The sequence below is a fragment of the Consotaella salsifontis genome, from assembly GCF_900167365.1.
Classification (GTDB): domain Bacteria; phylum Pseudomonadota; class Alphaproteobacteria; order Rhizobiales; family Rhizobiaceae; genus Consotaella; species Consotaella salsifontis.
The window spans coordinates 271956-296834 of sequence record NZ_FUXL01000001.1 but is presented as its reverse complement, the minus strand read 5'-3'; the positions used below and the strand labels follow the sequence as shown (position 1 = coordinate 296834).

Annotated in this window: 21 protein-coding genes, 2 tRNA genes and 2 pseudogenes; 6 read left to right on the top strand and 19 right to left on the bottom strand. The window is 62.3% G+C overall.

From position 1 onward, the window contains the following. Window positions 1-48: 48 nt before the first annotated feature. The 11 genes from nuoH to B5D38_RS01320 all read right to left on the bottom strand — a co-directional run bounded on the left by nuoH (window position 49) and on the right by B5D38_RS01320 (window position 11358). Entirely contained in the window at window positions 49-1101 is a 1053-nt protein-coding gene (gene nuoH, locus B5D38_RS01375) for an NADH-quinone oxidoreductase subunit NuoH (protein ID WP_078706570.1), read from the bottom strand. Between the two features lie 12 nt (window positions 1102-1113). After that, window positions 1114-3192 (bottom strand): NADH-quinone oxidoreductase subunit NuoG, encoded by a 2079-nt coding sequence (gene nuoG, locus B5D38_RS01370; RefSeq protein WP_078706569.1) that lies wholly within the window; start codon window positions 3190-3192, stop codon window positions 1114-1116. 48 nt (window positions 3193-3240) lie between these two features. Further along, complete coding sequence (nuoF, locus tag B5D38_RS01365; RefSeq protein ID WP_078706713.1) at window positions 3241-4545, bottom strand: NADH-quinone oxidoreductase subunit NuoF; 1305 nt, start codon at window positions 4543-4545, stop codon at window positions 3241-3243. A 1-nt stretch (window position 4546) separates the two neighbouring features. After that, window positions 4547-6028, bottom strand: coding sequence for an NADH-quinone oxidoreductase subunit NuoE (gene nuoE / locus B5D38_RS01360; protein ID WP_078706568.1), 1482 nt, complete (start codon window positions 6026-6028; stop codon window positions 4547-4549). A 240-nt stretch (window positions 6029-6268) separates the two neighbouring features. Next, window positions 6269-7459 (bottom strand): NADH-quinone oxidoreductase subunit D, encoded by a 1191-nt coding sequence (locus tag B5D38_RS01355; protein ID WP_078706567.1) that lies wholly within the window; start codon window positions 7457-7459, stop codon window positions 6269-6271. After that, window positions 7452-7886, bottom strand: coding sequence for a GFA family protein (locus B5D38_RS01350; protein ID WP_078706566.1), 435 nt, complete (start codon window positions 7884-7886; stop codon window positions 7452-7454). Before B5D38_RS01350 ends, B5D38_RS01355 begins: the two co-directional genes overlap by 8 nt. 9 nt (window positions 7887-7895) lie before the next feature. Next, the gene (locus tag B5D38_RS01345) at window positions 7896-8486 is read right to left on the bottom strand and encodes an NADH-quinone oxidoreductase subunit C (protein WP_078706565.1); all 591 of its coding nucleotides are present in this window, start codon (window positions 8484-8486) and stop codon (window positions 7896-7898) included. Between the two features lie 18 nt (window positions 8487-8504). Next, on the bottom strand, window positions 8505-9053 hold the full coding sequence (locus tag B5D38_RS01340; RefSeq protein ID WP_078706711.1) for a NuoB/complex I 20 kDa subunit family protein: 549 nt from the start codon (window positions 9051-9053) through the stop codon (window positions 8505-8507). Between the two features lie 19 nt (window positions 9054-9072). Continuing rightward, complete coding sequence (locus B5D38_RS01335; protein ID WP_078706712.1) at window positions 9073-9438, bottom strand: NADH-quinone oxidoreductase subunit A; 366 nt, start codon at window positions 9436-9438, stop codon at window positions 9073-9075. A gap of 154 nt (window positions 9439-9592) precedes the next feature. Beyond that, window positions 9593-10792, bottom strand: a complete 1200-nt coding sequence (locus tag B5D38_RS01330; RefSeq protein ID WP_078706564.1) for an LptF/LptG family permease — start codon at window positions 10790-10792, stop codon at window positions 9593-9595. A 489-nt stretch (window positions 10793-11281) separates the two neighbouring features. Then, a tRNA-Asp gene (locus B5D38_RS01320) sits at window positions 11282-11358 on the bottom strand. A gap of 191 nt (window positions 11359-11549) precedes the next feature. Between B5D38_RS01320 and B5D38_RS01315 the strand changes: the two genes are divergently transcribed. The 6 genes and pseudogenes from B5D38_RS01315 (at window position 11550) to B5D38_RS01290 (ending at window position 15501) form a co-directional block, all read left to right on the top strand. Beyond that, a tRNA-Val gene (locus tag B5D38_RS01315) sits at window positions 11550-11625 on the top strand. Between the two features lie 369 nt (window positions 11626-11994). Then, window positions 11995-12147 (top strand): annotated as a pseudogene (locus B5D38_RS22800) (IS1096 element passenger TnpR family protein); the annotation flags it as partial. A 237-nt stretch (window positions 12148-12384) separates the two neighbouring features. Further along, window positions 12385-12777 (top strand): IS66-like element accessory protein TnpA, encoded by a 393-nt coding sequence (gene tnpA, locus B5D38_RS22435; RefSeq protein WP_245318710.1) that lies wholly within the window; start codon window positions 12385-12387, stop codon window positions 12775-12777. Beyond that, window positions 12774-13127 carry an IS66 family insertion sequence element accessory protein TnpB gene (tnpB, locus tag B5D38_RS01300; protein WP_078706560.1) on the top strand — a complete coding sequence of 118 codons (354 nt, stop codon included), beginning with the start codon at window positions 12774-12776 and terminating at the stop codon, window positions 13125-13127. The genes tnpA and tnpB overlap by 4 nt, the downstream gene beginning before the upstream one ends. Before the next feature lie 74 nt (window positions 13128-13201). Beyond that, window positions 13202-14893 carry an IS66 family transposase gene (gene tnpC, locus B5D38_RS01295; protein ID WP_078706710.1) on the top strand — a complete coding sequence of 564 codons (1692 nt, stop codon included), beginning with the start codon at window positions 13202-13204 and terminating at the stop codon, window positions 14891-14893. Continuing rightward, entirely contained in the window at window positions 14890-15501 is a 612-nt protein-coding gene (locus B5D38_RS01290; RefSeq protein ID WP_078706559.1) for a plasmid pRiA4b ORF-3 family protein, read from the top strand. The genes tnpC and B5D38_RS01290 overlap by 4 nt, the downstream gene beginning before the upstream one ends. Before the next feature lie 27 nt (window positions 15502-15528). Here the strand turns inward: B5D38_RS01290 and B5D38_RS01285 are convergent. From B5D38_RS01285 to B5D38_RS21955, 8 genes and pseudogenes are all read right to left on the bottom strand, one after another. Continuing rightward, a pseudogene (locus B5D38_RS01285) lies at window positions 15529-15737 on the bottom strand (transposase); the annotation flags it as partial. 149 nt (window positions 15738-15886) lie between these two features. Beyond that, window positions 15887-16543, bottom strand: coding sequence for a peptidoglycan-binding domain-containing protein (locus tag B5D38_RS01280; protein ID WP_078706558.1), 657 nt, complete (start codon window positions 16541-16543; stop codon window positions 15887-15889). Then, the gene (locus B5D38_RS01275; RefSeq protein WP_078706557.1) at window positions 16540-17310 is read right to left on the bottom strand and encodes a S1 family peptidase; all 771 of its coding nucleotides are present in this window, start codon (window positions 17308-17310) and stop codon (window positions 16540-16542) included. The genes B5D38_RS01280 and B5D38_RS01275 overlap by 4 nt, the downstream gene beginning before the upstream one ends. Then, window positions 17294-17722 carry an RT0821/Lpp0805 family surface protein gene (locus tag B5D38_RS01270; protein ID WP_165690751.1) on the bottom strand — a complete coding sequence of 143 codons (429 nt, stop codon included), beginning with the start codon at window positions 17720-17722 and terminating at the stop codon, window positions 17294-17296. Before B5D38_RS01270 ends, B5D38_RS01275 begins: the two co-directional genes overlap by 17 nt. 128 nt (window positions 17723-17850) lie before the next feature. Continuing rightward, a complete protein-coding gene (locus B5D38_RS01265; RefSeq protein WP_078706555.1) occupies window positions 17851-21519 on the bottom strand; it encodes a tubulin-like doman-containing protein in 3669 nt (1222 codons plus the stop codon). A gap of 29 nt (window positions 21520-21548) precedes the next feature. Then, on the bottom strand, window positions 21549-22025 hold the full coding sequence (locus B5D38_RS01260) for a hypothetical protein (RefSeq protein WP_078706554.1): 477 nt from the start codon (window positions 22023-22025) through the stop codon (window positions 21549-21551). Between the two features lie 50 nt (window positions 22026-22075). Next, window positions 22076-23575 (bottom strand): hypothetical protein, encoded by a 1500-nt coding sequence (locus tag B5D38_RS01255; protein WP_131829843.1) that lies wholly within the window; start codon window positions 23573-23575, stop codon window positions 22076-22078. Further along, complete coding sequence (locus B5D38_RS21955; protein WP_131829842.1) at window positions 23560-24675, bottom strand: hypothetical protein; 1116 nt, start codon at window positions 24673-24675, stop codon at window positions 23560-23562. Before B5D38_RS21955 ends, B5D38_RS01255 begins: the two co-directional genes overlap by 16 nt. Window positions 24676-24879 lie beyond the last annotated feature (204 nt).

The window sequence follows — 24879 nt, the reverse complement described above, 5'->3', positions numbered from 1 at the left end:
GATCCAAACAGCTTCGAGCAACCTGACCTAAGAATTGGCCTCGGGCCTCTAGAGCATGTCACTCCAGCCGGTGAGCTGAAGAACGAAGGCGACGATCACGACCATGGCGAGCGACAGCGGCAGGAAGACCTTCCAGCCGAGGCGCATGAGCTGGTCGTAGCGATAGCGCGGCACGAATGCCTTCACCAGGGCGAACATGAAGAACACCAGCAGCGCCTTCAGGACGAACCAGATGATACCCGGGACCCAGGTGAACGGAGCAAACCCAAACGGGGGTAGCCAGCCGCCGAGGAACAGGATGGTCATCAGCGAGCACATCAGCGAGATCGCCGCATACTCGCCCAGCATGAACATCATGTACGGCGTCGAGCCATACTCGACCATGTAGCCGGCGACCAGCTCCGACTCGGCCTCCGGGAGATCGAAAGGCGGACGGTTCGTTTCGGCAAGCGACGAGATGAAGAACACGATGAACATCGGGAAGAGCGGCAGCCAGTGCCAGTCGAGGAACGTGTTCGGCAGGCCGAGCATGGTGCCGAGCCCGGTGGTCTGCGCGATCACGATGTCGGTGAGATTGAGCGAACCGACGCAGAGCAAGACTGTCACGATGACCAGGCCGATGGAAACCTCGTAGGACACCATCTGCGCCGCCGAACGAAGCGAACCGAGAAAGGCATACTTGGAGTTGGAGGCCCACCCCCCCATCAAAACGCCATAGACCTCAAGCGAGGAGATGGCGAAGATGTAGAGGATGCCAACGTTGATGTCGGCGACCACCCAGCCCGCAGCCACCGGAATGACGGCAAAGGTCGACAGTGCAAGCGTCACGCCGAGGAGCGGCGCCAGCAGGAAGATGACCTTATCAGAGCTCGCCGGAATGACCGGCTCCTTGAAGACGAACTTCAAGAGGTCGGCAAAGGACTGGAATAGCCCGAAGGGGCCAACAACATTAGGCCCACGCCTGATCTGCACCGCAGCCCATATCTTGCGATCGGCGAGCAGGATGTAGGCGATGAGGATCATCAACACCACGAGGAAGAGCAGGCTCTCCGCCAGGATGATGATGGCTGGCCAAAGGTAGGTCCAGAAGAAGTCGGTCATCTCTGCCCTTCCCTATTCCGCTGCTTGCAGATGGTCGGCGTGAGCAAGGCGGGAGCATTCCGCCATCACCTTGGACGCCCGTGCGATCGGATTGGTGAGGTAGAAATCGCCGATGGAGCTTCCGAACGACGAATGGGAAAGGCTGGTCGTGCGCTGCGCGAGCGCCGACAGCGCACCGGTATCGGCTGCTTCCACCGCATCCGAGCGCAGCGTCGGCAGGGCCGCATAGAGTTCGGCGCGAAGAGCTGAAAGCGAGTCGAAAGGTAGGGTCTTGCCGAGCACCGCCGACAAGGCCCTCAGGATCGCCCAGTCCTCGCGCGCGTCCCCCGGAGGGAAGGCAGCGCGGCTGCTCGTCTGGGCACGCCCTTCGAGGTTGACCCAGGTCCCGCTCTTTTCGGTGTAGGCGGCGCCGGGAAGAATGACGTCGGCGCGATGCGCCCCACGGTCGCCATGGGTGCCGATATAAACGACGAACGGGCCCGCCGCCACGTCCACCTCGTCCGCTCCGAGATTGAACAGCAGGTCGACGCCGCCCGAAGCCATTCCGGCAAAGCCGAGGCCGTGCGCGCCCGGCACGAAGCCGATATCGAGGCCGCCGACACGCGATGCCGCAGTGTGCAGAACGTTGAAGCCGTTCCAGCCGTCGCCGCCGATCGCGCCGATTTCCTGCGCCAGCGCAGCGGCCGAAGCAAGAATGGCGGCGCCGCCCTCGCCTGTCAGCGCGGACGATCCGACGATGACCATCGGACGCTCGGCCGCCTTCAACGCGTCGAAGAAGGCGCGATTGGCTTTGGCCACGTCCGTCAGCGTCTCAACGCCAGCGCCGAGATAAGTGGTCTCGTAGCGAAGATCCGTCTTCTCGCCGATGACGCCGATCGGCAGGTCGCCCAGACGCCACCGCTTGCGAATGCGGGCGTTGAGGACGGAGGCCTCAAAGCGCGGGTTGGCGCCGATGAGGAGGATCGCGTCTGCGTCCTCGATGCCGGCGATGGTGGAATTGAAGAGATAGCTTGCCCGTCCGTTCGCCGGATCGAGCGCCGCGCCGTCCTGACGGCAGTCGAGGTTGGCCGAGCCCAGCGATTCGATGAGGCGCTTCAACGCCCACATCTCTTCCACCGTGGCGAGATCGCCGGCAATGGCACCCAGCCGTTCAGGCGCCGTCGCAGCGACCTTCTCCGCGATCGCCGCGAAGGCTTCCTGCCACGTCGCAGGCGTCAGCCGGCCACCACGGCGCACATAGGGCCGGTCGAGACGCTGTGTGCGCAGCCCGTCCCACACGAAGCGCGTCTTGTCCGAAATCCACTCCTCGTTCACCGCCTCGTTGACGCGCGGCAGAATGCGCATCACCTCGCGGCCGCGAACGTCGACGCGGATCGACGAGCCAACGGCGTCCATCACGTCCACCGTTTCGGTCTTGGTCAGTTCCCAAGGCCGCGCCTGGAAGGCGTAGGGGCGCGAGGTCAGCGCGCCCACCGGGCATAGGTCGATGACGTTGCCCTGGAGCTCCGACGTCATTGCCTGCTCGAGATAGGTGGTGATCTCGGCGTCCTCGCCGCGGCCGATCAAGCCGAGCTCGGAGATGCCCGCCACCTCGGTCGTGAAGCGAACACACCGCGTACAGTGGATGCAGCGCGTCATGATCGTCTTGACCAACGGGCCAATGTACTTGTCTTCGACCGCCCGCTTGTTCTCGCGGTAGCGCGACCGGTCCATGCCATAGGCCATGGCCTGGTCCTGAAGGTCGCACTCGCCGCCCTGGTCGCAGATCGGGCAGTCGAGAGGATGGTTGATGAGGAGAAACTCCATCACCCCTTCCCGTGCCTTCTTGACCATTGGTGTGTTGGTGAAGACCTCTGGCGCCTCGCCGTTGGGGCCGGGGCGCAAATCCTTCACGCCCATGGCGCACGACGCCTGGGGCTTCGGCGGCCCGCCCTTCACTTCGACGAGGCACATGCGACAGTTGCCGGCAATCGACAGCCGCTCGTGGAAACAGAAGCGAGGAATCTCGGCGCCCGCCTCTTCCGCCGCCTGGAGCAGCGTGAAGTGATCGGGAACCTCAACCTCTTTGCCGTCGACTTTCAGTTTCGCCATGGCTTCTTCTCAAAGACGGCCCCGCCGAGACGAGGCGAAATTCCGTTTTTATTCCGCCGCCACAAGAACCGGGCGGCTCGCATCGGCATTGCGGGAAAACTCGTCGATACGGCGCTCGATCTCAGCGCGGAAGTGACGGATCAATCCCTGGATCGGCCACGCCGCGGCATCGCCGAGCGCGCAGATCGTGTGCCCTTCCACCTGCTTGGTGATGTCGAGCAGCATGTCGATCTCGGTCTTCTGGGCGTTGCCTGTCACCATCCGCTCCAGCACGCGCCACATCCAGCCCGTTCCCTCGCGGCACGGCGTGCACTGACCGCAGCTCTCGTGCTTGAAGAAGTAGGAGATGCGAGCGATGGCCTTCACCACGTCGGTGGACTTGTCCATGACAATGGCGCCGCCCGTGCCGAAGGAGGACTTCACCTCCCTCAACCCGTCGAAATCCATCACGCAGTCCATGATGTCCTCAGCCGGAACGATCGGGCAGGACGCGCCGCCGGGGATCACCGCCAGAAGGTTGTTCCATCCGCCGCGAATACCGCCGGCATGCCGCTCGATGAGCTCGCGGAAGGTTATGCCCATCGCCTCTTCGACGACACAAGGCCGCTCGACATGACCGGAGATCATGAAAAGCTTCGTGCCGACATTGTTCGGCCGCCCGATCCCCGCGAACCAAGCGCCGCCACGACGCAGAATGGTCGGCGCCACGGCGATCGACTCAACATTGTTGACCGTGGTCGGGCAACCATAAAGGCCGACATTGGCGGGGAAAGGCGGCTTCAGCCGCGGCTGACCCTTCTTGCCTTCGAGGCTTTCGAGGAGAGCCGTCTCCTCGCCGCAGATGTAGGCGCCAGCGCCATGGTGGACGATGATGTCGAAGTCCCAGCCGCACTTGTTGTTGCGGCCGAGAAGCCCGGCGTCATAGCACTCGTCGATGGCCCGCTGCAGCGCCTCGCGCTCGCGAATGAACTCGCCGCGCACATAAATGAAGGCGGTATGGGCCCCCATGGCGAAGCCAGCGACGACGCACCCCTCGACGAGGGTATGCGGATCGTTGCGCAGGATCTCGCGATCCTTGCAGGTGCCGGGCTCCGACTCGTCCGCGTTGACGACCAGATAGTGCGGGCGCCCATCCGACTGCTTCGGCATGAACGACCATTTGAGACCGGTCGGGAAACCCGCACCGCCGCGGCCGCGCAGGCCCGACGCCTTCATCTCGTTGATGATCCAGTCACGCCCCTTGGCCAGGATGTCGGCAGTGCCGTCCCACAGGCCGCGCTTCATCGCGCCCTTCAGGCTCTTGTCGGAAAGGCCATAGATGTTGGTGAAGATACGATCCTTGTCGCTCAGCATCTCAGGCTTCCCCGCCGACATTGGAGGATGCGGCACCGGTCTCCGCGACCAGTTCCTTCGCCTGGTCAACCCAGCGATCCCGGATCGACCGGCCTCTGAAGTTCAGATGATCGTCGATCCAGAACAGCTCTTCCTGGCCCCAGGCCGCGATCTGTCGAATGTGGAAGACGCCGAGCTCGTTGAGCTGCTGCTCGATCACATCGCCGATGCCCTTGATCCGCTTGAGATCATCTTTCTGGCCGTCCGGTTCGCTCAGAAGCTCCGGCTTGCGGCCGACAGGCTTGGGCGCCTCGCGCTCAAGACCGGGCTCGCCGGCCTCACCGCCGCCATTTCCCTTACCGTCAGAGAAGCTGTCGGTGGCCGCGGGACCTGCGGTCGTGTCGTCGGTCCCGGTCCTGCGCCCTTCCGGAACGCTGCTTTCAGTCTTGTTGAGGCCGGTCATGTCAACCGGACCGTGCGCGCGCCGCTCCGGAGCCGGCTGATCGTCGGGCCGGCTCACATCCGGAACCACCGCCGCCTCGGCCACGGCCTCTCGCGCGGCGAGCGACCCGGCCGGGTCGCGTCCGCCCGTCGCTTCGGCCTCGTGATGGGCGACCGCCTCTTGCTCGACCGTGTCGTTCGGGCCTTCCTGCCGCCCGCCCGTATGTCCCGACGCGGGCGCGCCGGCGCCGGCGGAGGCATCGACGCTGGCCGCGTCATCTGTCGCCGACGCCTCTTCCTTGACCGCCTCCCGAGCAGGACCGTTGATCGCCGGAGCGGTCTCCGTCGCGTGGGTTTCGGGGCGAGCTGCCTTGGAGGGACCGGTGTCCCTCGCTTCTGTACGCCCAGACGACGTCGTTCCGCCGCTACGCGGAGCGGGTTCGCGACCATCATCGAGGCTGGTCAGAGTGGTGGGTCCGCCGATCGGCGCCGAAAGATGGCGGTCGATCTGCGGTCCGGTTGGAACGCTGTCGCCTTTGCCCTGGGCGAAGAGATCGATGATCTCCTCCAGACGCTCCGGCGACAGATCCTCGTAGGTGTCCTTGCCGATCATCACCATCGGCGCGTTGACGCAAGCGCCGAGACACTCCACCTCCTCCCACGACAGTCCGCCGTCGCCGGAGACATGGAGCGGCTCGTGATGAATGCGGTTTCGGCAGACTTCCTTCAACCCTTCCGCCCCGCGCAGCATGCAAGGCGTGGTGCCGCAAACCTGAACGTGGGCATGGCGCCCGACCGGCTTCAGCTGGAACTGCGTGTAGAAGGTCGCGACCTCCAGCACACGGATGAGCGGCATTCCGAGCATGTTCGCCACATGTTCGATCGCCGCCCGCGTGACCCAGCCTTCCTGATCCTGCGCCCGCATGAGCAGCGGAATCACCGCCGACTGATGACGTCCTTCCGGGTACTTGCGGATCGTCTGTTCGGCCCAGCGGGCGTTTTCGTCGGTAAACGCGAAGTGGTCGGGTTGTTCCCGATCTTCGGCAAGACGTCTAACAGACATCGGACCTCGACTCGATGGAGTAGAATTTTTCTAACCAGCTCTCGTATCGTCGCGCTTCTAGCACAGAAGGCCGAAAAGGCCAGCACCCAGAGACGCCGCAAATCGCCTGCATCCTAAGAGTTGACCGCCACGCGAAGAGAGCCTTCGCCCGTGTCGTGAGGCCGGCCCTGCGGCCCGCCTCTCCGACAGAATAGAAGGGTGCAGCGTCGGGTGAAAAACTCCTCCCGTCGCCGCGCGCCATCACCGATCCACCTCGCCGAAGACGACGTCGATCGAACCGACCAGCGCGGCCATATCCGCCAGCATGTGTTTGCGGCCGAGGTGGTCCATCGCCTGAAGATGGACGTAACCCGGCGGCCGGATCTTCAAGCGATAAGGCTTGTTGGTTCCGTCGGAAACGAGATAGACGCCGAGTTCGCCCTTCGGCGCCTCGACCGCGGCGTAAATCTCGCCCTCCGGGACGTGGAAGCCCTCGGTGTAAAGCTTGAAGTGATGGATCAGCGATTCCATCGAGCGCTTCATCTGACCACGCTTGGGAGGCGCGAATTTGCCGTCGGTGGAGATCACCGGGCCGGCACCACCTGCGCTCTGCAACCGCTCGACACACTGCTTCATGATACGCGTCGACTGGCGCATCTCTTCCATGCGGATGAGATAGCGATCGTAGCAGTCGCCGTTCTTACCGACGGGAATATCGAAGTCGTACTCCTCGTAGCCGTCGTAGGGCTGAGCCTTCCTGAGATCCCAGGCCACGCCGGCGCTGCGGATCATCGGGCCGCTCATTCCGCGTGCCCACCCCTCCTCCGGCGTCACGACGCCGATTCCGACGTTGCGCTGCTTGTAGATGCGGTTTTCCGTGACCAGCGCGTCCAGGTCGTCCATCGCCTTGAGGAACGGGTCGCACCACTCGCCGATATCATCGACGAGCTGCGGCGGCAGGTCCTGATGAACACCGCCAGGCCGGAAATAGGCGGCGTGCATGCGCGCGCCCGAAGCCCGCTCATAGAAGAGCATGAGCTTCTCGCGCTCCTCGAAGCCCCAGAGGGGCGGCGTCAGAGCGCCCACGTCCATGACCTGCGTCGTCACATTGAGCAAATGCGACATGATGCGCGTGATCTCCGAATAGAGAACACGGATGATTTGGCCGCGCCTGGGAACCTCAATGCCGGCCAACCGCTCGATCGCCAAGCAGAAGGGATGCTCCTGCGACATGGGAGCGCAATAGTCGAGGCGATCGAAATAGGGCAACGCCTGCAGGTAGGTCTTGTACTCGATCAGCTTCTCGGTGCCGCGATGAAGCAGCCCGATATGCGGGTCGACGCGCTCGACGATCTCGCCATCCAGCTCCAGCACAAGACGAAGAACGCCATGCGCGGACGGATGCTGCGGCCCGAAGTTGATGTTGAAATTGCGGACGTTGACCTCAGCCATGGGGCACTTCCTGGGCGGGCGCGAAGGCCGCGAAGACCTCGGCGCCGGTCATTTTCTTCGTGTCGTTGGCGAAGTCGTACCAAGCCGGCTTCGAGTCGATAAAAATCTCGGTCGAGAACGTCGCATCGGAGGCGTCCTGGAGAGCGTTGACGGACAGCGCGTAATGGCTTTCGTCGCGACTGCGCCAGAAGAGCGAGCTGCCGCATTCCCGGCAAAAGCCGCGTTCGCCCCACTCCGACGACTGGAAGATTCCGAGGTCGTCGATACCGGAGAGAACCGCCGCCGAGGCGCCGACCGCCATGAACGGACCGCCGGCCCAGCGCCGACAGATGCCGCAGTGGCACGCCCCGACCTCGAGCTTCTCAACAACGGCCTCGAAGCGGACGGCGCCGCAGAGGCATTTTCCTGTCACCTTCCTAGCCGTCACGAGCCTCTCCTACTGCCTCGCCTTCTCGTCGCCCGGCAGCACATATTCGGCGCCTTCCCACGGCGAGAGGAAATCGAAGTTGCGGAACTCCTGGCGCAGAGCCACCGGCTCATAGATGACGCGCTTCAGCTCCTCGTCGTAGCGCACCTCGACATATCCGGTCAGCGGAAAGTCCTTGCGCAGCGGATGGCCCTCGAAACCGTAATCCGTCAGGATTCGCCGAAGATCCGGGTGGCCGGTGAACAGGATACCGTAGAGATCATAGGCCTCGCGCTCGAACCAGTTCGCCCCGGGGAAAACGTCGCACACCGAAGGAACGGGTTCGTCCTCTCCGGTGCGAACCTTGATCCTAACGCGCTGATTCTGACGCGGCGAAAGCAGATGATAGACGACATCGAAACGCTGCTCACGGGCCGGATAATCGACCCCGCAAAGATCGACGAACGAAATGAACTGGGTCTGCGGGTCGTCCCGCAGAAACGTCATCACGGAGACGATATCCTGCGAGCCCACGACGATGGTCAGCTCGCCATTGGAGATGATCGATTCCTCGATCTTCTCCCCAAGGGCTTCCTTCAGATAGTCCGCCAGCTCGTTCATTGGACCGTCCTTTCCGCCCTAGCGCTCAATCGTGCCAGTGCGGCGAATCTTTTTCTGAAGCAGCAAGACGCCATAAAGAAGCGCCTCCGCAGTCGGAGGACACCCCGGCACATAGATGTCGACCGGGACGATCCTGTCGCAGCCGCGAACGACTGAATAGGAGTAGTGATAGTAGCCGCCGCCGTTCGCGCACGAACCCATAGAGATGACGTAGCGCGGCTCGGGCATCTGGTCGTAGACCTTGCGCATCGCCGGCGCCATCTTGTTGGTCAGTGTACCCGCGACGATCATCACGTCGGACTGGCGCGGGCTGGCACGCGGCGCGAAACCGAAGCGCTCGCAGTCGTAGCGCGGCATCGACATGTGAATCATCTCGATGGCGCAACATGCAAGGCCGAACTGCATCCACATCAGCGAGCCCGTACGGGCCCAGTGGATCAACTCCGACGAGGCCGTGACGAGAAAGCCCTTGTCGGCGAGTTCATTGTTGATGTCGGTCACGAACGGGTCCGGCCGCGCAATAGCGGTCGAAGCAGCCGTGTCCGGCGTGGGATTTTGGCGGTCCATGGTTCGGCTCATCGTCCGATCACTCCCATTCGAGGGCGCCCTTCTTCCATTCGTAGACGAAACCGACAGTGAGGACGGCGAGGAACACCATCATCGACCAGAAGCCGAACCAACCAAGCCGACCAAACGTCGCCGCCCACGGAAAGAGGAAGGCAACCTCGAGATCGAAGATGATGAAAAGGATCGACACCAGATAGAAGCGGACGTCAAAACGCATGCGCGAATCGTCAAAGGCATTGAAGCCGCACTCGTAGGCGGAGAGCTTCTCGTCGTCAGGCGCCTTGAAGGCGACCATGAAAGGCGCCACCAGAAGGCCCAGCCCAACCACAAGGGCGACCAGGATGAAGATGACGATTGGAAGATAGGAGCCGAGGAGTTCTGCCATGAGGCGGTTTCCTGTCCAGAGATAGGCGAAGCCACGGCACAAATCAGCCCCGGGCTTTCGCATTTTTCCGTCAACTACCCCCTCGCAAAGGCGCGCGCAAGGCTCGGCCTGTGCTTTGTGCCGGCTCTTTTCAAGTGATCGGCGGATGAATGTTTCAGCTGCGCTCGCTCGCCCCGCGCCGCGACCGCCCGCCAAGCGGAACGGCGCGGCGGAGCAGCGCGCCAAATGCGAGAATCCGATCGGTCGCGATGCGAACCGAGCGGATTTCACCGATATCCTTACCGGTTTTCAAAAGAATGATACTGGACACGATGGAAGCGAGCGGCAGGGCATAGAGTGCGTAAACGAAGAGATCGTTTCGACCCGCGACCGATGTGACGACGAATCCTAGCGCGCGCAGCCCCATGGCGCCGCCAAGTCCCAGCGTCAGAGCCTGACTCGTCTTCTGCCGGTTCGTTCGCGGCTGTCCGGCGACGACAAGCGCCCATAGCGCGAAGGCGACGCAATAGAGCCACTCAGAGAATCGCTCGTGCAGTTCCTCGGCGAACGAACCTGGTCTTGCGCGATATTGCGGGTCGTTCGGATCGGGCGACAGCAGCTCGGCCGTCGAACGCTCGGAGGTGCGCGTCCAGGTGCCGCCGTGGTCGCCCCGGAGGTCCGACAAGTCGAACGCGTAGGTTTGAAATTGAATGATCGAGACCGCCGACTCGCCGACCTTGCGGCGATGAAGCTGGCCGTTATAGAGCAGGAGATAGGCCTCATCTCCGTTCTCGATGATCCGCCCCTCCTCCGCGAGATAGGTCAGATCCATGACCGGGTCGCGTCGGTCCGATATAAACAGACCTCGGACGGTCGAGCCGCGCACGGAGCCGACGCTGAGATACAACCCTTTTTGAACTTCCTCGAAGCGCCCCTCCTTCAGGAAAAGCGTGATGACGTCCGCGTTGACCTGGCTCATGCCTCGATAGAACGTGCGCTGTGCCGCAGGAGAGACGATGTTGGCGTCGATCAGCATCACCAGCGTGAAAAGCGCCGAAAGCAGCAGGACGGGCCGTCCGAGAATACGCATCGAGCCCCCGGCCGCGGAGATGGCCGCCCGCTCCGAATCGGCATTCAATGCGTTCAGCGCCTGAATGGCGCCGATGAGCAGGGCAAAAGGCAGGATGCCCATCGCGAGATTGGGCACCATCAGGACCGCCAGCCACATCACCTTGCCCGCGGCGGCGGCCGTCGTGGTCACGATGTTGATGCGCTGCAGCGCCTGGGTAATCCAGATGACGAGGAGAAGCGAGAGCAAAGCGCCGATCGAAAGGGTCAGGACCCGCCGAAAGATGTAGCGCTCGAGAATGGTCATCGGCTTCTCTGTCTCAACTTCGGGTCAGCCTGCTCGGCGTCTCATGCATGCTGGCGTGTCAGGACAACGCGCCCGCGGGTAGCGGGACTTCTCCTATACCATTCTCGGCGGCCGTGACGAGCCTTCAAGGGCTCCGCGGTGGCCATTGATTGGCGAATGGGGCGATCTCGCGACCAGTGGAACGAAATCCAGCGGGCGGCAATCTTATCGACGGACCAGCGGCAGCCATCGGCAATGAAGCTTCCGGCTCAGGGATGGATATCACCGAAGGCGCTATCCTGCCCGCACCGCCATCCCGTCACCAAATGGGCGGCGCTGACTCGTTCGGCGAGGGGTAGACAGGCTGAGGTTCGGTCCGCGCCTCAGGAGCGGCGATCCGTGAAGAGGACCATGGAGAAGGAAGCCCGCGATTTGAGAAACGACTTCAAGATCGCGTTCATCGGCTTCGTGAGAACAAAGCGATAAACTTCTGATTTTGATGATAAAGAATGGCGCGAGTGACGGGGCTCGAACCCGCGACCTCCGGCGTGACAGGCCGGCACTCTAACCGACTGAGCTACACCCGCGCTTTCCGTCGACACCGCCTCAGCGGCGTCGGTGGCGGTCATTTACGGAAGCCTTAGGGGCCTGTCAAGCGATACTCGAACGAAAAGCGAAGGAAGTTCATTTTCTCCTCCGGAACCCCGGATGGCGATTGTTCGATTGGCCCTTTAGCCGGTTGCGCGAAAGCGCCGAAACGACTAAGCGACAGGCGGGCGGGCGGTTAGCTCAGTTGGTAGAGCGCCTCGTTTACACCGAGGATGTCGGGAGTTCGAGTCTCTCACCGCCCACCATCGCCAGCCCTTGCGTTACTAGGGTTCGAAGCGTTTGCATCTCCGCCCATTTGAACCTTGGAGCGCCGCTCCCTCTCGGATGGCGAGCGTTCGGCTGCGATTTCCTCTGTCTTCTCGGCTCGCCATACCAGTGCCTTCGCAGGTTCCGCTGCCTCCTGCGTCCCGCCCTGCCCAAAACTGAACGCCTCTCCGACCTCTGCGTCTGGATGGAGATGGCCACAGACCTTGGGGAGCGTCTCCACTGACATCGAGAGGTATTTTGCGATCTGCTTTTCGTCCTGGTCCTCATCCCGGATCAGCCACGACACACAATGAACCGCCCCAGGTTTGCCGGAGGCTGATTGATCATAGCCACGCAGCCATTTTGGTTTGGTCCAGCGAAGCGAGAGCGAACTCGCTTACACTCGCGACGGCGGCGGTGACTGGCGGCACACGATCTTTGTCGAGAGCTTCGGCCAGGCCAAATCGGCCGTCGAGTACCCGCGCTTCATCGAGGGCGAGCATCGGGCTCCGCCCGAAAACGTCGGTGGCCTTCCAGGCTTCGAACCCTTCCTCGAGGCAATCGCCGATCGCGAGGACCATGCGCCTCTGATGACGCTGGTCCGGCGGCACGTGCGATCCGAAGACTCTCGACGTGACCGAAATCCAAACGGATCGCCAAGCTCGCCCGCCGCCGACCATCGTAAAGGCAGCTTCGCCAGGAGCCACAACCGCATCACCTGCCTATGGGAGTCAGGTTTCGGCTTGAGAACAGAGCGTATGGACAGTCATACGCACAGGGCGTTCGAGCGGCTTGAGATCGTCGAGACGGGGCGCCGTCGTCGCTGGAGCGACGAGGAGAAGCTGAAGATCGTGCTGGAGAGCCTGGCCGGTCCTCGGCTGGTTTCGGCGACGGCGCGTCGTCACGGGATTTCGCGCTCGCAATTGGTGACGTGGCGGCGCGTCTTTCGGGCCGAGCGTATCGGATCGGAGACCGGGCCGACCTTCGTTCCCGCGGTGCTCACGCCGGCCCTGGAGCCGCCGAGGCCGGAGATGACGAGAACGGTCTCGCGCATGGAGATCGTCCTCGTCGGCGGGCGGCGGATCGTCGTCGACGCCGATGTGGATGCCGAGGCCCTGGCCCGGGTCGTCTCCGTTCTGGATCGGCCATGATCCCGATCCCGAGCGGAGTGAAGGTCTGGCTGGCGACGGGACACACGGATATGCGTAAGGGCTTTCCCGGCCGCGCAAAGCGCCTACTGGTTCAGGAGGTGCTGAAGCGCGATCCGATGAGCGGCCATCTGTTCTGCTTCCGGGGCCGCCGAGGCGATCTTCTGAAGGTCATCTGGCATGATGGCCAGGGCGCATGCCTCTACACGAAGAAGCTGGAGCGCGGCCGCTTCCTGTGGCCCTCCATTGCGGACGGGGTGGTGACGATCTCGCCGGCGCAGCTCGGCTACCTGCTCGAAGGGATCGACTGGCGCAATCCGCAAAAGACGTGGCGGCCGAGCTCGGTCGGATAGGCGGAAAGCCTTGCATTGCCAGGCTTTTCTGCGAGAATCCTTGGCGTGTTCAACCGCTTCGGACAGCTTTGCGCGTGGACGGATCGCCGGAGGATATCGCCGCCCTGAAGGCCGCGCTTGCGGCGGCCGAGCAGCGCGCAGATCTGGCCGAACGCCATGCCGCCGCGGTCGAGGCCGAAGCCGCCCGGGTGAAGGCGGAGGCCTCCGGCACACAGGCGCTGATCGCCCATCTGACCCTGGAGATCGAGAAGCTGAGGCGCGAGCTCTACGGCAGCCGCTCGGAGCGGAAGGCGCGGCTGCTCGACCAGCTCGAGATGCAACTGGACGATCTGGAGGCGGCGGCCACCGAGGACGAGTTGGCGGCCGAACAGGCCGCGGCCCGGGCGAAGACGGTGGTGCGCTCCTCCTTTGAGCGCCAGCGGCCCGCGAAGAAGCCGTTTCCGCCGCATCTGCCGCGGGAACGGGTGGTCGTGCCGGCGCCGACCGCGTGCCCGTGCTGCGGTTCGGCCAGACTGTCGAAGCTCGGCGAGGACATTACCGAGACGTTGGAGGTGATCCCGCGGCAGTGGAAGGTTATCCAGACTGTCAGGGAGAAGTTCTCCTGCCGGGAGTGCGAGAGGATTAGCCAGCCGCCAGCACCGTTCCACCCGACGCCACGCGGCCACCTCGGTCCCAACCTCTTGGCGATGGTGCTGTTCGAGAAGTTCGGCCAGCACCAACCGCTGAACCGGCAGTCGGAGCGCTATGCCCGCGAGGGGATCGATCTCAGCCTGTCGACGCTGGCCGACCAGGTCGGGGCTTGCAGCTTCGCGCTGCGGCCGCTGCACGATTTGATCGAGCGGCATGTTCTTGCCGCCGAGCGGCTGCACGGCAGAGCCTGCCCTCGGGCCGGCCATAGGCCGGACCCGGGGGACACGACGGTGCCGATCCTGGCCAAGGGCAAGACGGTGACGGGGCGGATCTGGGTCTATGTGCGTGACGATCGGCCGTTCGGCGGCGCCGCGCCGCCGGCGGCCCTGTTTTATGCGTCCCGGGATCGATCGGGCGATCATCCCGAGCGGCACCTCGCCGGTTACGGCGGCATCCTTCAAGCCGATGCCTATGGCGGTTACGGACGGCTTTATCGGCCCGATCGAAGTCCGGGGCCGGTGACGGAGGCTCTGTGCTGGGCCCACTCGCGCCGGAAGTTCTTCGAACTGGCCGATATCGCCGGCAGCGCCCGGCGGGGCAAGGCTGCGGCGCCGATCTCGCCGCTCGCCCTGGAGGCGGTGACGCGGATCGACACGCTGTTCGACATCGAGCGCACCATCAACGGCCTTCCCGCCGCAGCACGCCTTGCCGTTCGCCGTGAGACCAGTGTGCCGATCCTCGGCGACTTGGAGGAGTGGATTCTTATCGAGCGGGCGCGCCTGTCGCGTCATGCCCCGGTCGCCAAGGCGATGGACTACATGCTGACGCGCTGGGAGAGCTTTGCCCGCTTTCTCCACGACGGCCGAGTTTGTTTGACGAACAACACCGCCGAACGGGCGCTGAGAGGTTTTGCCCTCGGCCGCAAGGCGTGGCTCTTCGCCGGCTCCGACCGCGGCGCCGAGCGGGCCGCGGCCATGGCGACGCTGATCATGACGGCCAAGCTCAACGACGTGGATCCGCAGGCCTGGCTCGCCGACGTTCTCGCCCGCGTCGCCAACATGCCGCAGACCCGCCTCGACGAACTGCTGCCGTGGAACTGGAAGGCGGCGGACGAGCCGCTGGCGCTCGCCTCATGAGCGATCGGGACCGCATCGCTCGCCTGAAGATCGAACTCGACGACTGGCAACCGGCCATCTGGCGCCGTGTCGAGGTGCCGCTGGCGACGACGCTCAAAGGCCTCCATGACGTCGTTCAGGCGGTCATGCCCTTCCAGGACTATCACTTGTTCGAGTTCCGTGCCGACGACAGGCGTTACGCTATCCCCAATCCCGAATGGGACTTCGAGAAGACCCTGTCGGCCAAGACCACCCGGCTCGCCACCCTTGTCCAGCGCGGCGTGCGCGAACTCGCCTACACCTACGACTTCGGCGACGACTGGCGGCACACGCTCGCCATCGAGAGCCTTGATGAAGCCGATCCGGCCGTCGAATACCCGCGCTTCATCGAGGGCCAGCATCGGGCCCCGCCGGAAGACGTCGGCGGCCTTCCGGGCTTCGAACTCTTCCTCGAGGCCATCGCCGATCCTGGCCACGAAGACCATGACCATCTGGTGCGCTGGTCCGGCGGAATGTTCGATCCCACGACCCTCGACGTGACCGAAATCCAGAAGCGGATCGCCAAGCTCGCCCGCCGCCGAACCATCGGCAAGGCAGCCTTCGCCAAAAGCCGAAACCGCATCACCTGATCACCGCGGCCCTCGCCGCAGGGTTACGCGGGACCAGCGATTGAAGCGGTTGTAGATGGTCGTGGCGGACCGTACTCGGCTGGGCAGTCCTGCCAGCGGCAGCCGGTCTTCAGAACATGCAGGATGCCGCTGATCACGCGCCGATCATCGACCCTGCGGGCGCCCGGCTGGTTCTTCGGAAGGTGCGGCTCGATGGCCGCCCAAGCATCGTCGTCCAGCCAGAACAGCCTGCTCATCATCGCCTCCGTCGCAAAACCACGGCAGGGAATCCGATTTGCTACACACCTTCAACAGCCTGATTGGGTTTCCGACCTAAGCTCGATCGGCCGCTGTGGCCGAAAGAACAGAAGATCAGCCCCCTCTCCAGCGCCCCCCAACGTCGCAGTCAGCGCTCGAGACAGGCAACGAACGGTTTATCGACGGGACAGCTGCCGGTCGGTCGGGATCGGCTGAGGGTTCGCCTCATCTCCGTGATGTCAGCGCTCGTGATGTCGTCGGGAGGGCCGGATACTTGCGCATCCGCCCGGAATTCCAGCAAGGCGGCTTTCGTCTCTGAATCGAATTTTTCAGTCGCCCGAAAGCCATAGTAGCCAAGCTCGGTCAGCAACTGCTGAGCCTCGACGATCATCTGATGATCAGGCCCGGAAGGCGCGAGCTGGAGGACGCGCTGCAACGAGACAGGCTGGTCATTTTCCCACTTCGCGAAGTCCTGCGACGACGCGCATTTCCGTCCTTTGAATTCGTAGATTGTCTGTCCTTTGTTCCGAACCACCTGAAGATCAAACGGCCTGCAAGGATCGAAGCAGCCGGCGCTGCAGATCGCGCCAGTAGCCCGGGAAACGGCTTTATGAGGTGTTACGATTACATCCAGACTGGCATTGAGAGGTGATTCGACCGCCACTTCAGATCGGCCGGTGCGCATGATCTCATTGATGTAGCTGTTCACCTGTTTCCAGTCCTGGTCCGACAGTGGTTCCTCCGCCTTCACCGATCCGGCAACCAGCAAGCAAGACAGGACAAAAAAGCTGAAGTGCGGTTTCATCGACACCGAATCTGGACCACAGCATTCTGTGGTTCTCCCGATCTGAGGAAGGTTGCACGGTTCGCCTTAGGCTGTTGGGCGGCCGGAGCGCTGGCAAAATCCTTAACCGTTTTGGGCGATAGGCCTTCGGTTGACAGGGCTATGACGTTCTGAGGATCCGAGTCGAGCCTGCCGACGATCACACCAACGACAGCATCGGTCGAATCAAGGACTGGGGCGCCGGAAACCCCTGGAGGTATGGCGGCTCTGACCGCAATGACTGGAATGCCGTTTCTGTCGGCCAGGTCGGATTCATACCAAGCAGGATAGGAGACCGGCGGACTGCCTGCCGATCCCTTCTCCGGAAAGCCGAATACACGCAAAGATTGCCCCTGCCGACGCGGGGTCGTCGGCGCCCTCGCAAGGAAAAAAGGCGAAGAGCGGTCGACCGACAGAACAGCCGAATCACGCGTCACCTCACGGCGAACAACCGCGGCCGGCATCACCCCCATGATCGGGCTGGCAACAACGAACACGCCGCAACCGGCGAGAACATGCGCACTCGTCAAAATCCGATCAGGCGCGATGAAAAAGCCCGTTCCAAGAGCGGACATGCCTTCGGGGATGACAGATCGATCCGCCGTTCTGACGACGGAGCTGAGGGGAGCAACCGTGCCAGACGCCTCGGTTGTCCCGACTTCGGCCGTGCTGGCAAGGGCGGCGGCAAACGCCGCCGCTGTCCAGCCGCCCCCTCTGCGCGACACCGCTCGATCAGGACCAACTGCCATCGGCCTGTTTGCACACCGTCGTTTCTCCCGTGATTGGCTCGCCGTCCTTGAAATAGGTTTCCTGCATGACACGACATTCACGATCGTTTTTCACGACCGTTCGCAGCGGCGTGATCGTGCCCCTATTGCCCGTGTCCGGATTAGTCCAGGCGACCTTTCTCGGAGTGGATGGCTTGGCGGCGGCATGCCTACGCTGGCTGGCCCAGTATTGTTCTTCTCGAACCGCCTCCATCAAGGCCGCCTGGCGACGCTGACGGTCACGCTCATCGAGCTGTGCGCCGATAGCACCGCCGACGATGGCGCCTGCAACCGCGGCTACCAGACATTGCCCCGTCTTACCGCCCGCCAGCGCACAGGCAAGGCCGCCGACCATGGCACCAGCGCCGGCTCCCGTTGCCGTCTTGGGCCCCATTCCGCTTCCGGTGCTTGCGCACCCGGAGACAAGAAGTGCTGATGCGACAGTGGTACACATGGCTGCGCGCAGAAATTTCGATCGAACTGTCATGTCAATTCACCCTAGGCAGATATTCAACAGAGGACTCAATTGGGAAGCGGCGGAGGGGCCGGTGGCGTCGTCGACCGCGGTGAAAGAAGGCTGGCCAATGCCGGAACATCGCTGACGCTCTGCCAGGTTTGTGAGCCGTCCAGGCAAACCTTCATCTCGGGCCTTAGCTGCCCCAACTGGGCCAGCATTTCGAAACCGTTTGCGTCATAAGGTCCGACGACTTGGCCGGCGGCATTGAAAAGCCAGTATTTGGCTGTGCCGGGCGGCGGCGGCGGGGCGGACGGCCGGGATGCAACAGTCGTAGCCGGAGCGCCGATGACATGCGCCGGCGCAGCCGACGGCGCGTCAGAGACAATGGCGCGAAGCCCTTCCTCGGAGAACTTGGACCATTCGACCATTCGCTTCTCGGTCGCCCTTCGCTCGACCGGATCATCGAGATCGCGTCCAACTTCTGTGTCCTCGACGTCTCCTATTGTTCCGAAGATTGTCGTCGTCCAGCGATCGACCGTTTCATAAAGCCGATCGACCGTCCCCTCCAAGCTGGCCGACAGCTCTCCGTCACGGCTCGTGCGCTGGGCCTGGGTCAGAAAAGCCTGTTCCAACTGATGGGCGACATGATTGCCGATTCCGCCGCGAGTAATTCGTGGACCCTGCCCACGGTCGAATTTGCGGGGTGTATAGACGCGGTCAGCGAACCAGCGCGCCAGTGCGGCAAGCCCCGCATATTGCAGAGCGCTCAATCCCCCCTCGATTTTGTTCAGCGTATCCTGGAGCTTTGCCTGCTCGCTGGGCTGGAAGCCGCGCCGACGAAGGTAGCGTTCCTCGCCGACCGGTTCCCAATGGTTTTTCCCGATCTCAATTTCGTACCTTCGGCTTTTTACGTTGAAGCGCAGCGCGCCGAGGAACACTCCCTTAAGGAACAATTCGATTCGCTCACGAAGGACATCGAGGTCTGAGTTCGTCGGCACGATTGGATCAGGGAAACGCAGGTCGTCTCGGTGGTTGTGCAGCGGCAGTCCGTCAGGCTTGGCCTGCTCGCGCAGATAGGACGGCCGCCACTCCGAGCGGATCGGCGCCACTGCGTCGAGCGGAAAACCGGAGAGTTCGCAGTAGCAAACGATGCGCCCGGGGACGCCTGATTCCTCATAGGCAACAGCGGTCAGGCCGGATTGCGCCGGTAGCCGCGACAGGATCATGCTGTTGAACTCGCTCCGGAACGAGTCAACTCCGTCGACGGCTATGAACATCTTGTACCGCTCGTTCTCCGGCCTAAAGCCTCGGCTGAAGTCGGTGTAGATCCAAGGCATGGCCCTGACGACCAGCAGATCCAGAAGCCGCTGCTGCTCTGCGAGCGGCAACTGGCGCAATGCATCCGTCACCGAGGGAATGCGGTCGCGCTGGCCGCCGAGTCGTTTCATCGTGACGGACCGCAGACGGCCGAGGATCTCCAGCCTTCCTTCGTCCTGCTCAAGACTGGCGAAGATCTCACGCGACCCGCCCAGGCCATCGAACGCTTCCCGCGCCCACTGAACCTGGTCCTCGTGTGCTGCCTGGCTGATTTCGATGCCGGAGTCCTTGAGAACGAAGAAGGTGCCGCCGTCGCCGCGCTTCAGAGCATCCTGAATGCGTGCGGTATCGCCGTCGATAACCGACAGGAGACCGCGCACCCGCTTGCGGCCGGTCTGGAACTCTCCGATGAGCCCGGACCAGATCGTGTCTCCAGTATCATCGATGCCCTGCGGATTGCCCAGAAATGCCGACGCGTTATGCAGAAGGTTGATTGCTTCCTTGCAAGCGATGGCGCGCAAGCGGGCCTGAAGCGCCGCCGTTAAGTCATCTCTGACTTGGCTCAGATAGCGCTCGCTGGCCTTGCGGCCTCCACCGGTCAAGAAGCTGCTACCGGCCGCTTGCTGAGTACGATCGATCGAAGCCTGCAGTTGCTCGGAGTTAATCCGATTTGCGCGCCGCGCGTAGGCCTCCTCCGCTTCGGCGAGCCTAGCGATGGTGCCCTGCCCCGCTTCCTCCAGGCGCCGCTTGATCTGGGTCACGAGTCCGATGGTGAACTCCAGGCCGCCGCGGTCCTGATCATCGAGGATCTGGTAGAGAGTCGCGCGAAGGCTGCCGTCATCCACGTTCTTCGCCAGCAACGCCCGTTCAAATCGATCGCGAGCCTTCGCCACCTCCGCGCCCTTCGGTCCGTAGGCTCCGCTCTGCCCGATACGGCCGTCAACGTCGGTCATGCGAAGCTCTACGAGCCGACGAACCTCATTGGCCCATGCTCGATGGTCGGAAATCCGGCTGAGTATGCCGGCGAAGTCTTGTTCGATTTCACTCGCCAGCGTGCTGGCTATCGAGCTTTTGTCCTCGCGCATCAACAGAAAGTCGACGAGCTCGAAGTCGGTGATTACCGGGCACTCGAAGCGTGCTCGCTCATCATAGTCGTCGGCATAGGCCTTAACGCGCAGGCGCAGGAGATCGCGCATAAAGGCGTCGCGTTCCTCTGTCGTAGGCTGCCGGCCGCTGTCACCCACCGCCATTCCGAAGAAGCTGCGTAGCATCGCGGCGTTATTGCGCGACAAATGCTCGTCTACCTGCATGCTGGCCGTAGAGATCAATGTCGTCTGGCCGATAGCAGAATAGCCTCGGGAGAAGTGCATCCCGTCCTTCAGCCATTCCGGGAGCTTCGGGAAATAACTGCCGAGCTTGAATTGCTGCTGATTGACGGCAACCGAGCGCTTGCGCCGAGCGAAGTCGCTTGAACCGAAATCCTCGAACAAGATGTCGGCCACCATGTCGAAGATGTCGGTCTTCTCTCCGGTCTGCTGACCGGCGATATTCTGCCGATCGAACAGGAAGACATCGTGGAAAGGAACCTTGGCTTCCGGCGCTGGCCGATCATAGTCGGTCCACCGAGCCGTGTATGGCGGCTCGGTAGTCCCACGCATAGCAAACTCAAGTTCCGAGAGCGCCGCATACGTATTGGCGAAGACACGATCCTTGTTTGCATCGCGATAGCCGCCAGGCAGCATCAGGAAGAGATCGAGCTGATCAATCTTGGGAGTTCGCATCGATCGCAGCGCATACCCCACATCGATGAACGAACCCGATCCGGTGCCTCCGGCCGATGACCCCACCACGACCACGCGCAGTTTCGTGCCTGTCTTCAGGCCGAGACTGCGAAGTCGCTCCTCATTGGTAACGTTCTGCGTCACGCGGTCGGCCTGCGTGCGCACGAGGTTCATGAAGTCCGAATAAACGTCGAAAAAGAGTAGCCGCGAAATGCTACGGATCTGTCCGGCACCCTTCTCCGTGTCGATCTTGTCGAGATCGCCGTCTGGAAGCCACTCGCGGATAATCGGATAGTTGTCGATCTCCGCCATGTAATACGCGGTATCGACCTTCTTCTGAATGGTTTCGCCGCCCTTGGAGAATGCGACGCGGGAAGCCATGAGATCGGTCGCTGCCGCTCGCCCGCTTTCTCTCGCTTCGGCCGTATCAGTATCGAAATAGATGAAGCGGGCCGGCGGAAATTCATCGATGCTCATGATGCTCTTGCCGGCCCAGTCGGCTTGGAGAATCCGTCGCCGGAGCCGGAGCAGTATTTCCATTCCCGTCCCGCCCAGGGCGATAAAGACCGTCGGCATCACATCCAGAAGCGTTTCAGTCTTCTGGGGCGCGCCATCCGCGTTCAGCGTGTTGCTCATGGGTTCGCTCTCCCTCGCCGCATTCAGGATTATCGATGGGTTTTTAGGGCCACAGAGCGCTTGCGTACGAAGAGAAGCAGCAAGATCAGCGAAAGCAGTGCCGCCGGCGCAGTCACCACATATTCGGCCCAGAGGTTGCCGACGAAAGCGACGATCAGGAAGAGACTGGTCACGCTCAGCCAGGCAAACAGAAGCCAACCAGTCTCAGAGGCTGCGCCGGGAGCAACGTAACGCCCCTGCAGGCCACGGGTGACCGCGATCTTGACCGCGAAGAAGATTGCAAGAAGAACGATGAAGAGACCGGCCCCAACCACAATCTGCGTATTGGAGACGGGCCCGGGAAGAAGGTTCACAGTCAGGCTGCCCTCAACCGTCGGCATTGTCTGCGCTTTCGTCGCCGGAGTATCGTTGTCCCCTTGACGAGCGGCAGGCGGCTCGCTCGTTGACTGGTTCTGACGCGGCGCGGGGATCGTGAAGTCCGCTTGCGCGAGTATGATCTCTGACATGGGCTATGTTCTTTCGGAGTTTTTTGGTCTCGGACGGTTCTCTGCGAGCGTCAATTGAGCGGCGAAACGGAATGGGTCTTCAGAAGGCGACCCGTCACTCTGTACCGATTGCCGTCGGCGCCATCGACTTCCACGCTCTGCCCCGGTCTCAGCGACAGGCTCTGCCGCATTCCGCCGGCAAGCACGGTGGCCGTGCGCACATGGCTTCGCAGCCAGAACAGCAGTCCGCCACCAGCGAGGATCAAAGCCAATATTGCGACGGCACCGTAAAGCGGGAGCAAAGAGAAGCGCACTATCAGACGCACAGGAACCTCGCTCACCGACTGCGAAACATTGCGGAAGTCGAAGAAAATGTCTGGCAGCTGCTGGTCGACTAGACGCCGCTGCCCCTGCCCCAGCATGTCGCCCCCGAACACCGCGGCAGCCTTGTCCACAAAGGCGTCGTCTAAGTCGTAATCGAGATTGTTGAGAGCGATCTGGAGCCGGCCGTCGATAACCGACTCGCTCTGAAGAAGGCCTGACAGTCCAGCGGGACGGTGGACCGCCGGGAGTGCGATTTGGAAAGTGACGGGATCCGAAACCGCCCCATAAGCAAGGCCGTCAATCGTCGAGGGGTCTGCCGCGATCACGGGCGAACTTCCGCTGGTTCCGCTCCAGCCGGAAGAAATCTGTGCCGTGGCTATCCTCTTTGGATAAGCAACGTTCTTCAGCCGACCAGTAAGTTGAACGACGTTTTCTTGCGACCCTGGCAGATCATCGATAACCAGAACGCCACTTTCCATGTGGGCTGTGATGCCCTCGCCCACTTCCTGCATCGACAGGACAAGTTCGACGCTTTCGGGGGCGATCGGCTTCAGGAAAACGGCCGGATCATTAAACAGCCCGTGGATCGGAGCGCCGGTGCCAAGCAGCACGTCGAGAGCCCGCGCCGCGGTCTGCCCGTAGGCGATGCCATATATGATGAAGCCACTTTCAGAGAAATGCTCGCCGGTCACCTTCATGCGGAGTGGGTAGGCAACTATCCGGGTGATAAAGTCGGAGTTCCGCAACAGGTCGTAGAAACCTTGTGTGTTCTTTAACACGTCCTGATCGTTGTCCGGGGAATTCTTATTGTTCGTGATCATCCAGATCACGCCTTCTTCGCCCTGCAGAACTTCTTTGAGCGTATTGTTGAGTGCGCCGAAAAAATCAGCGTCGGCATATTTACCGTTTGGGCGGCGAGGCAAAGATATGGAGCGGACGGCTTGCGACACATCCGCTGCCGAGTATTCCCCCGAATAGACCACATTGGGTGATGCCACCCCGGGAATCTGCCCGTTTTGGTTGAATGTCGCAATCGAGATTGGAACTCGGTTGAGGCGCGTGACCTCGACGAGGCTTTCTATCAGTCCGCGAAATTGCGAACGGCTATCTGTGTAGAAGGGCTCCATCCAACCGGAGTTCTGAACGAGATAGACTTCGCGTATCTGCGCCTGAGCCTGCGCTGCTTCCGGAACGAAAGCACACATCAGCAATATGACGCTTAGGAAACGCATCAAATGCAGTCCCATCGGTGAAGAACCCCCGTCGTTGCGCTTCCTGCAAACAACGCCTTGCCAATCTGATAAACGATGATGTCATAGCGGGAACGGAACTGAAGGGTCGCCTGCAGGTTGAAAAGGCGCACCCCGGAGTGCCAGTAAAGGCTGCCGCGAAACACGCGACTGGTATCATCAGAGAAGATGTCAGGAGACGACGTGACACCTTCGACATAGACGAGCAGCGTGCCTTCGTTCCGACTTCCGGTCGTCTCGCTGAAGGCGAGCGGCAAAAGGATTCGGTCAACGCCAGCCTCGATCTGCAGCGCTACAGGCTCATCGTCGAGAACCGATGGATAGGCGAGACGGCTGAAATAACTCTGATTTCCGGCGGCCAGATGCGGGCCATCGAGCGGTTTTGTTCTGGGGTTGGAGGTCAGACTTTGAAAGGCGAAGGACGATTCCGTCTCGATAAGCACATGGAGGATATCGCTTTTATCTCGATACGGCAGCGGCCCCAGAACGGCGTGAACTTCCGGGCCGAAGTCTCGAAGTTCGCCGCTTCGCTCGCCGAAGTCCGAGCCGAGAACGAGGTAGTTTCGTCGACCGACCCAGAAGGTGTCGGGGACTGCCGAGCGATTCTGAACCGGGACAGCGAAGTAGCCTTCGCTGTCAGCAAAGTAGCCGGCAACCGCCATTTCGCTCCATGACTCTGACCTAAAGTCATAGAACGCGATCTTTACCGACGATCCGGATCGAACAGGAAACGCCATCCGATCGTTCTCAATCAGTGCGGGAGCACCACAGATAACAGCCTCCTCGAACACCCTCGATTGGATCGAGGGCTCGGGGCAGTCAGAATTGATGCGGCCGATGACTGCGCGGCCGCCCAGCACAGTGGCGAAGCCGAGTTCGCAGGTGGCGACTGCGAATGAAAAACCCGGCAAGCTACAGGGTGCCAATCGCTCCAGAGGGCACCACTCGCCGGAGATCCGCCGGAAGAGTAGATCGCCTTGCACCGTCAGCGCCAGCAGAGACGGCGGAGCGCCGCAGGCGAACACTGCAGAGATGCCTGCCGGCATCGCCTCGGTGGTGCGCGAATCCGGCGCCGGCTGAGACGAACCGAGCGTCAAGCCGGGAAGACCATCAGCGCGAAGTTGGGGCGCCGCAAAGGGCGCTATTGCGGTTGGCGGCGACCAAGGGGGCGCCCCGTCCCAGGGTCGAAGGCAAACTGCGGCGGATAGACCCGTTCTCCGTCGTCCGTGAGGCGCAAATCGACCAGATCGAATCGCGGATCGTCGATCGGATACCATCGATCCAGCACTTTCAGGCCCGCC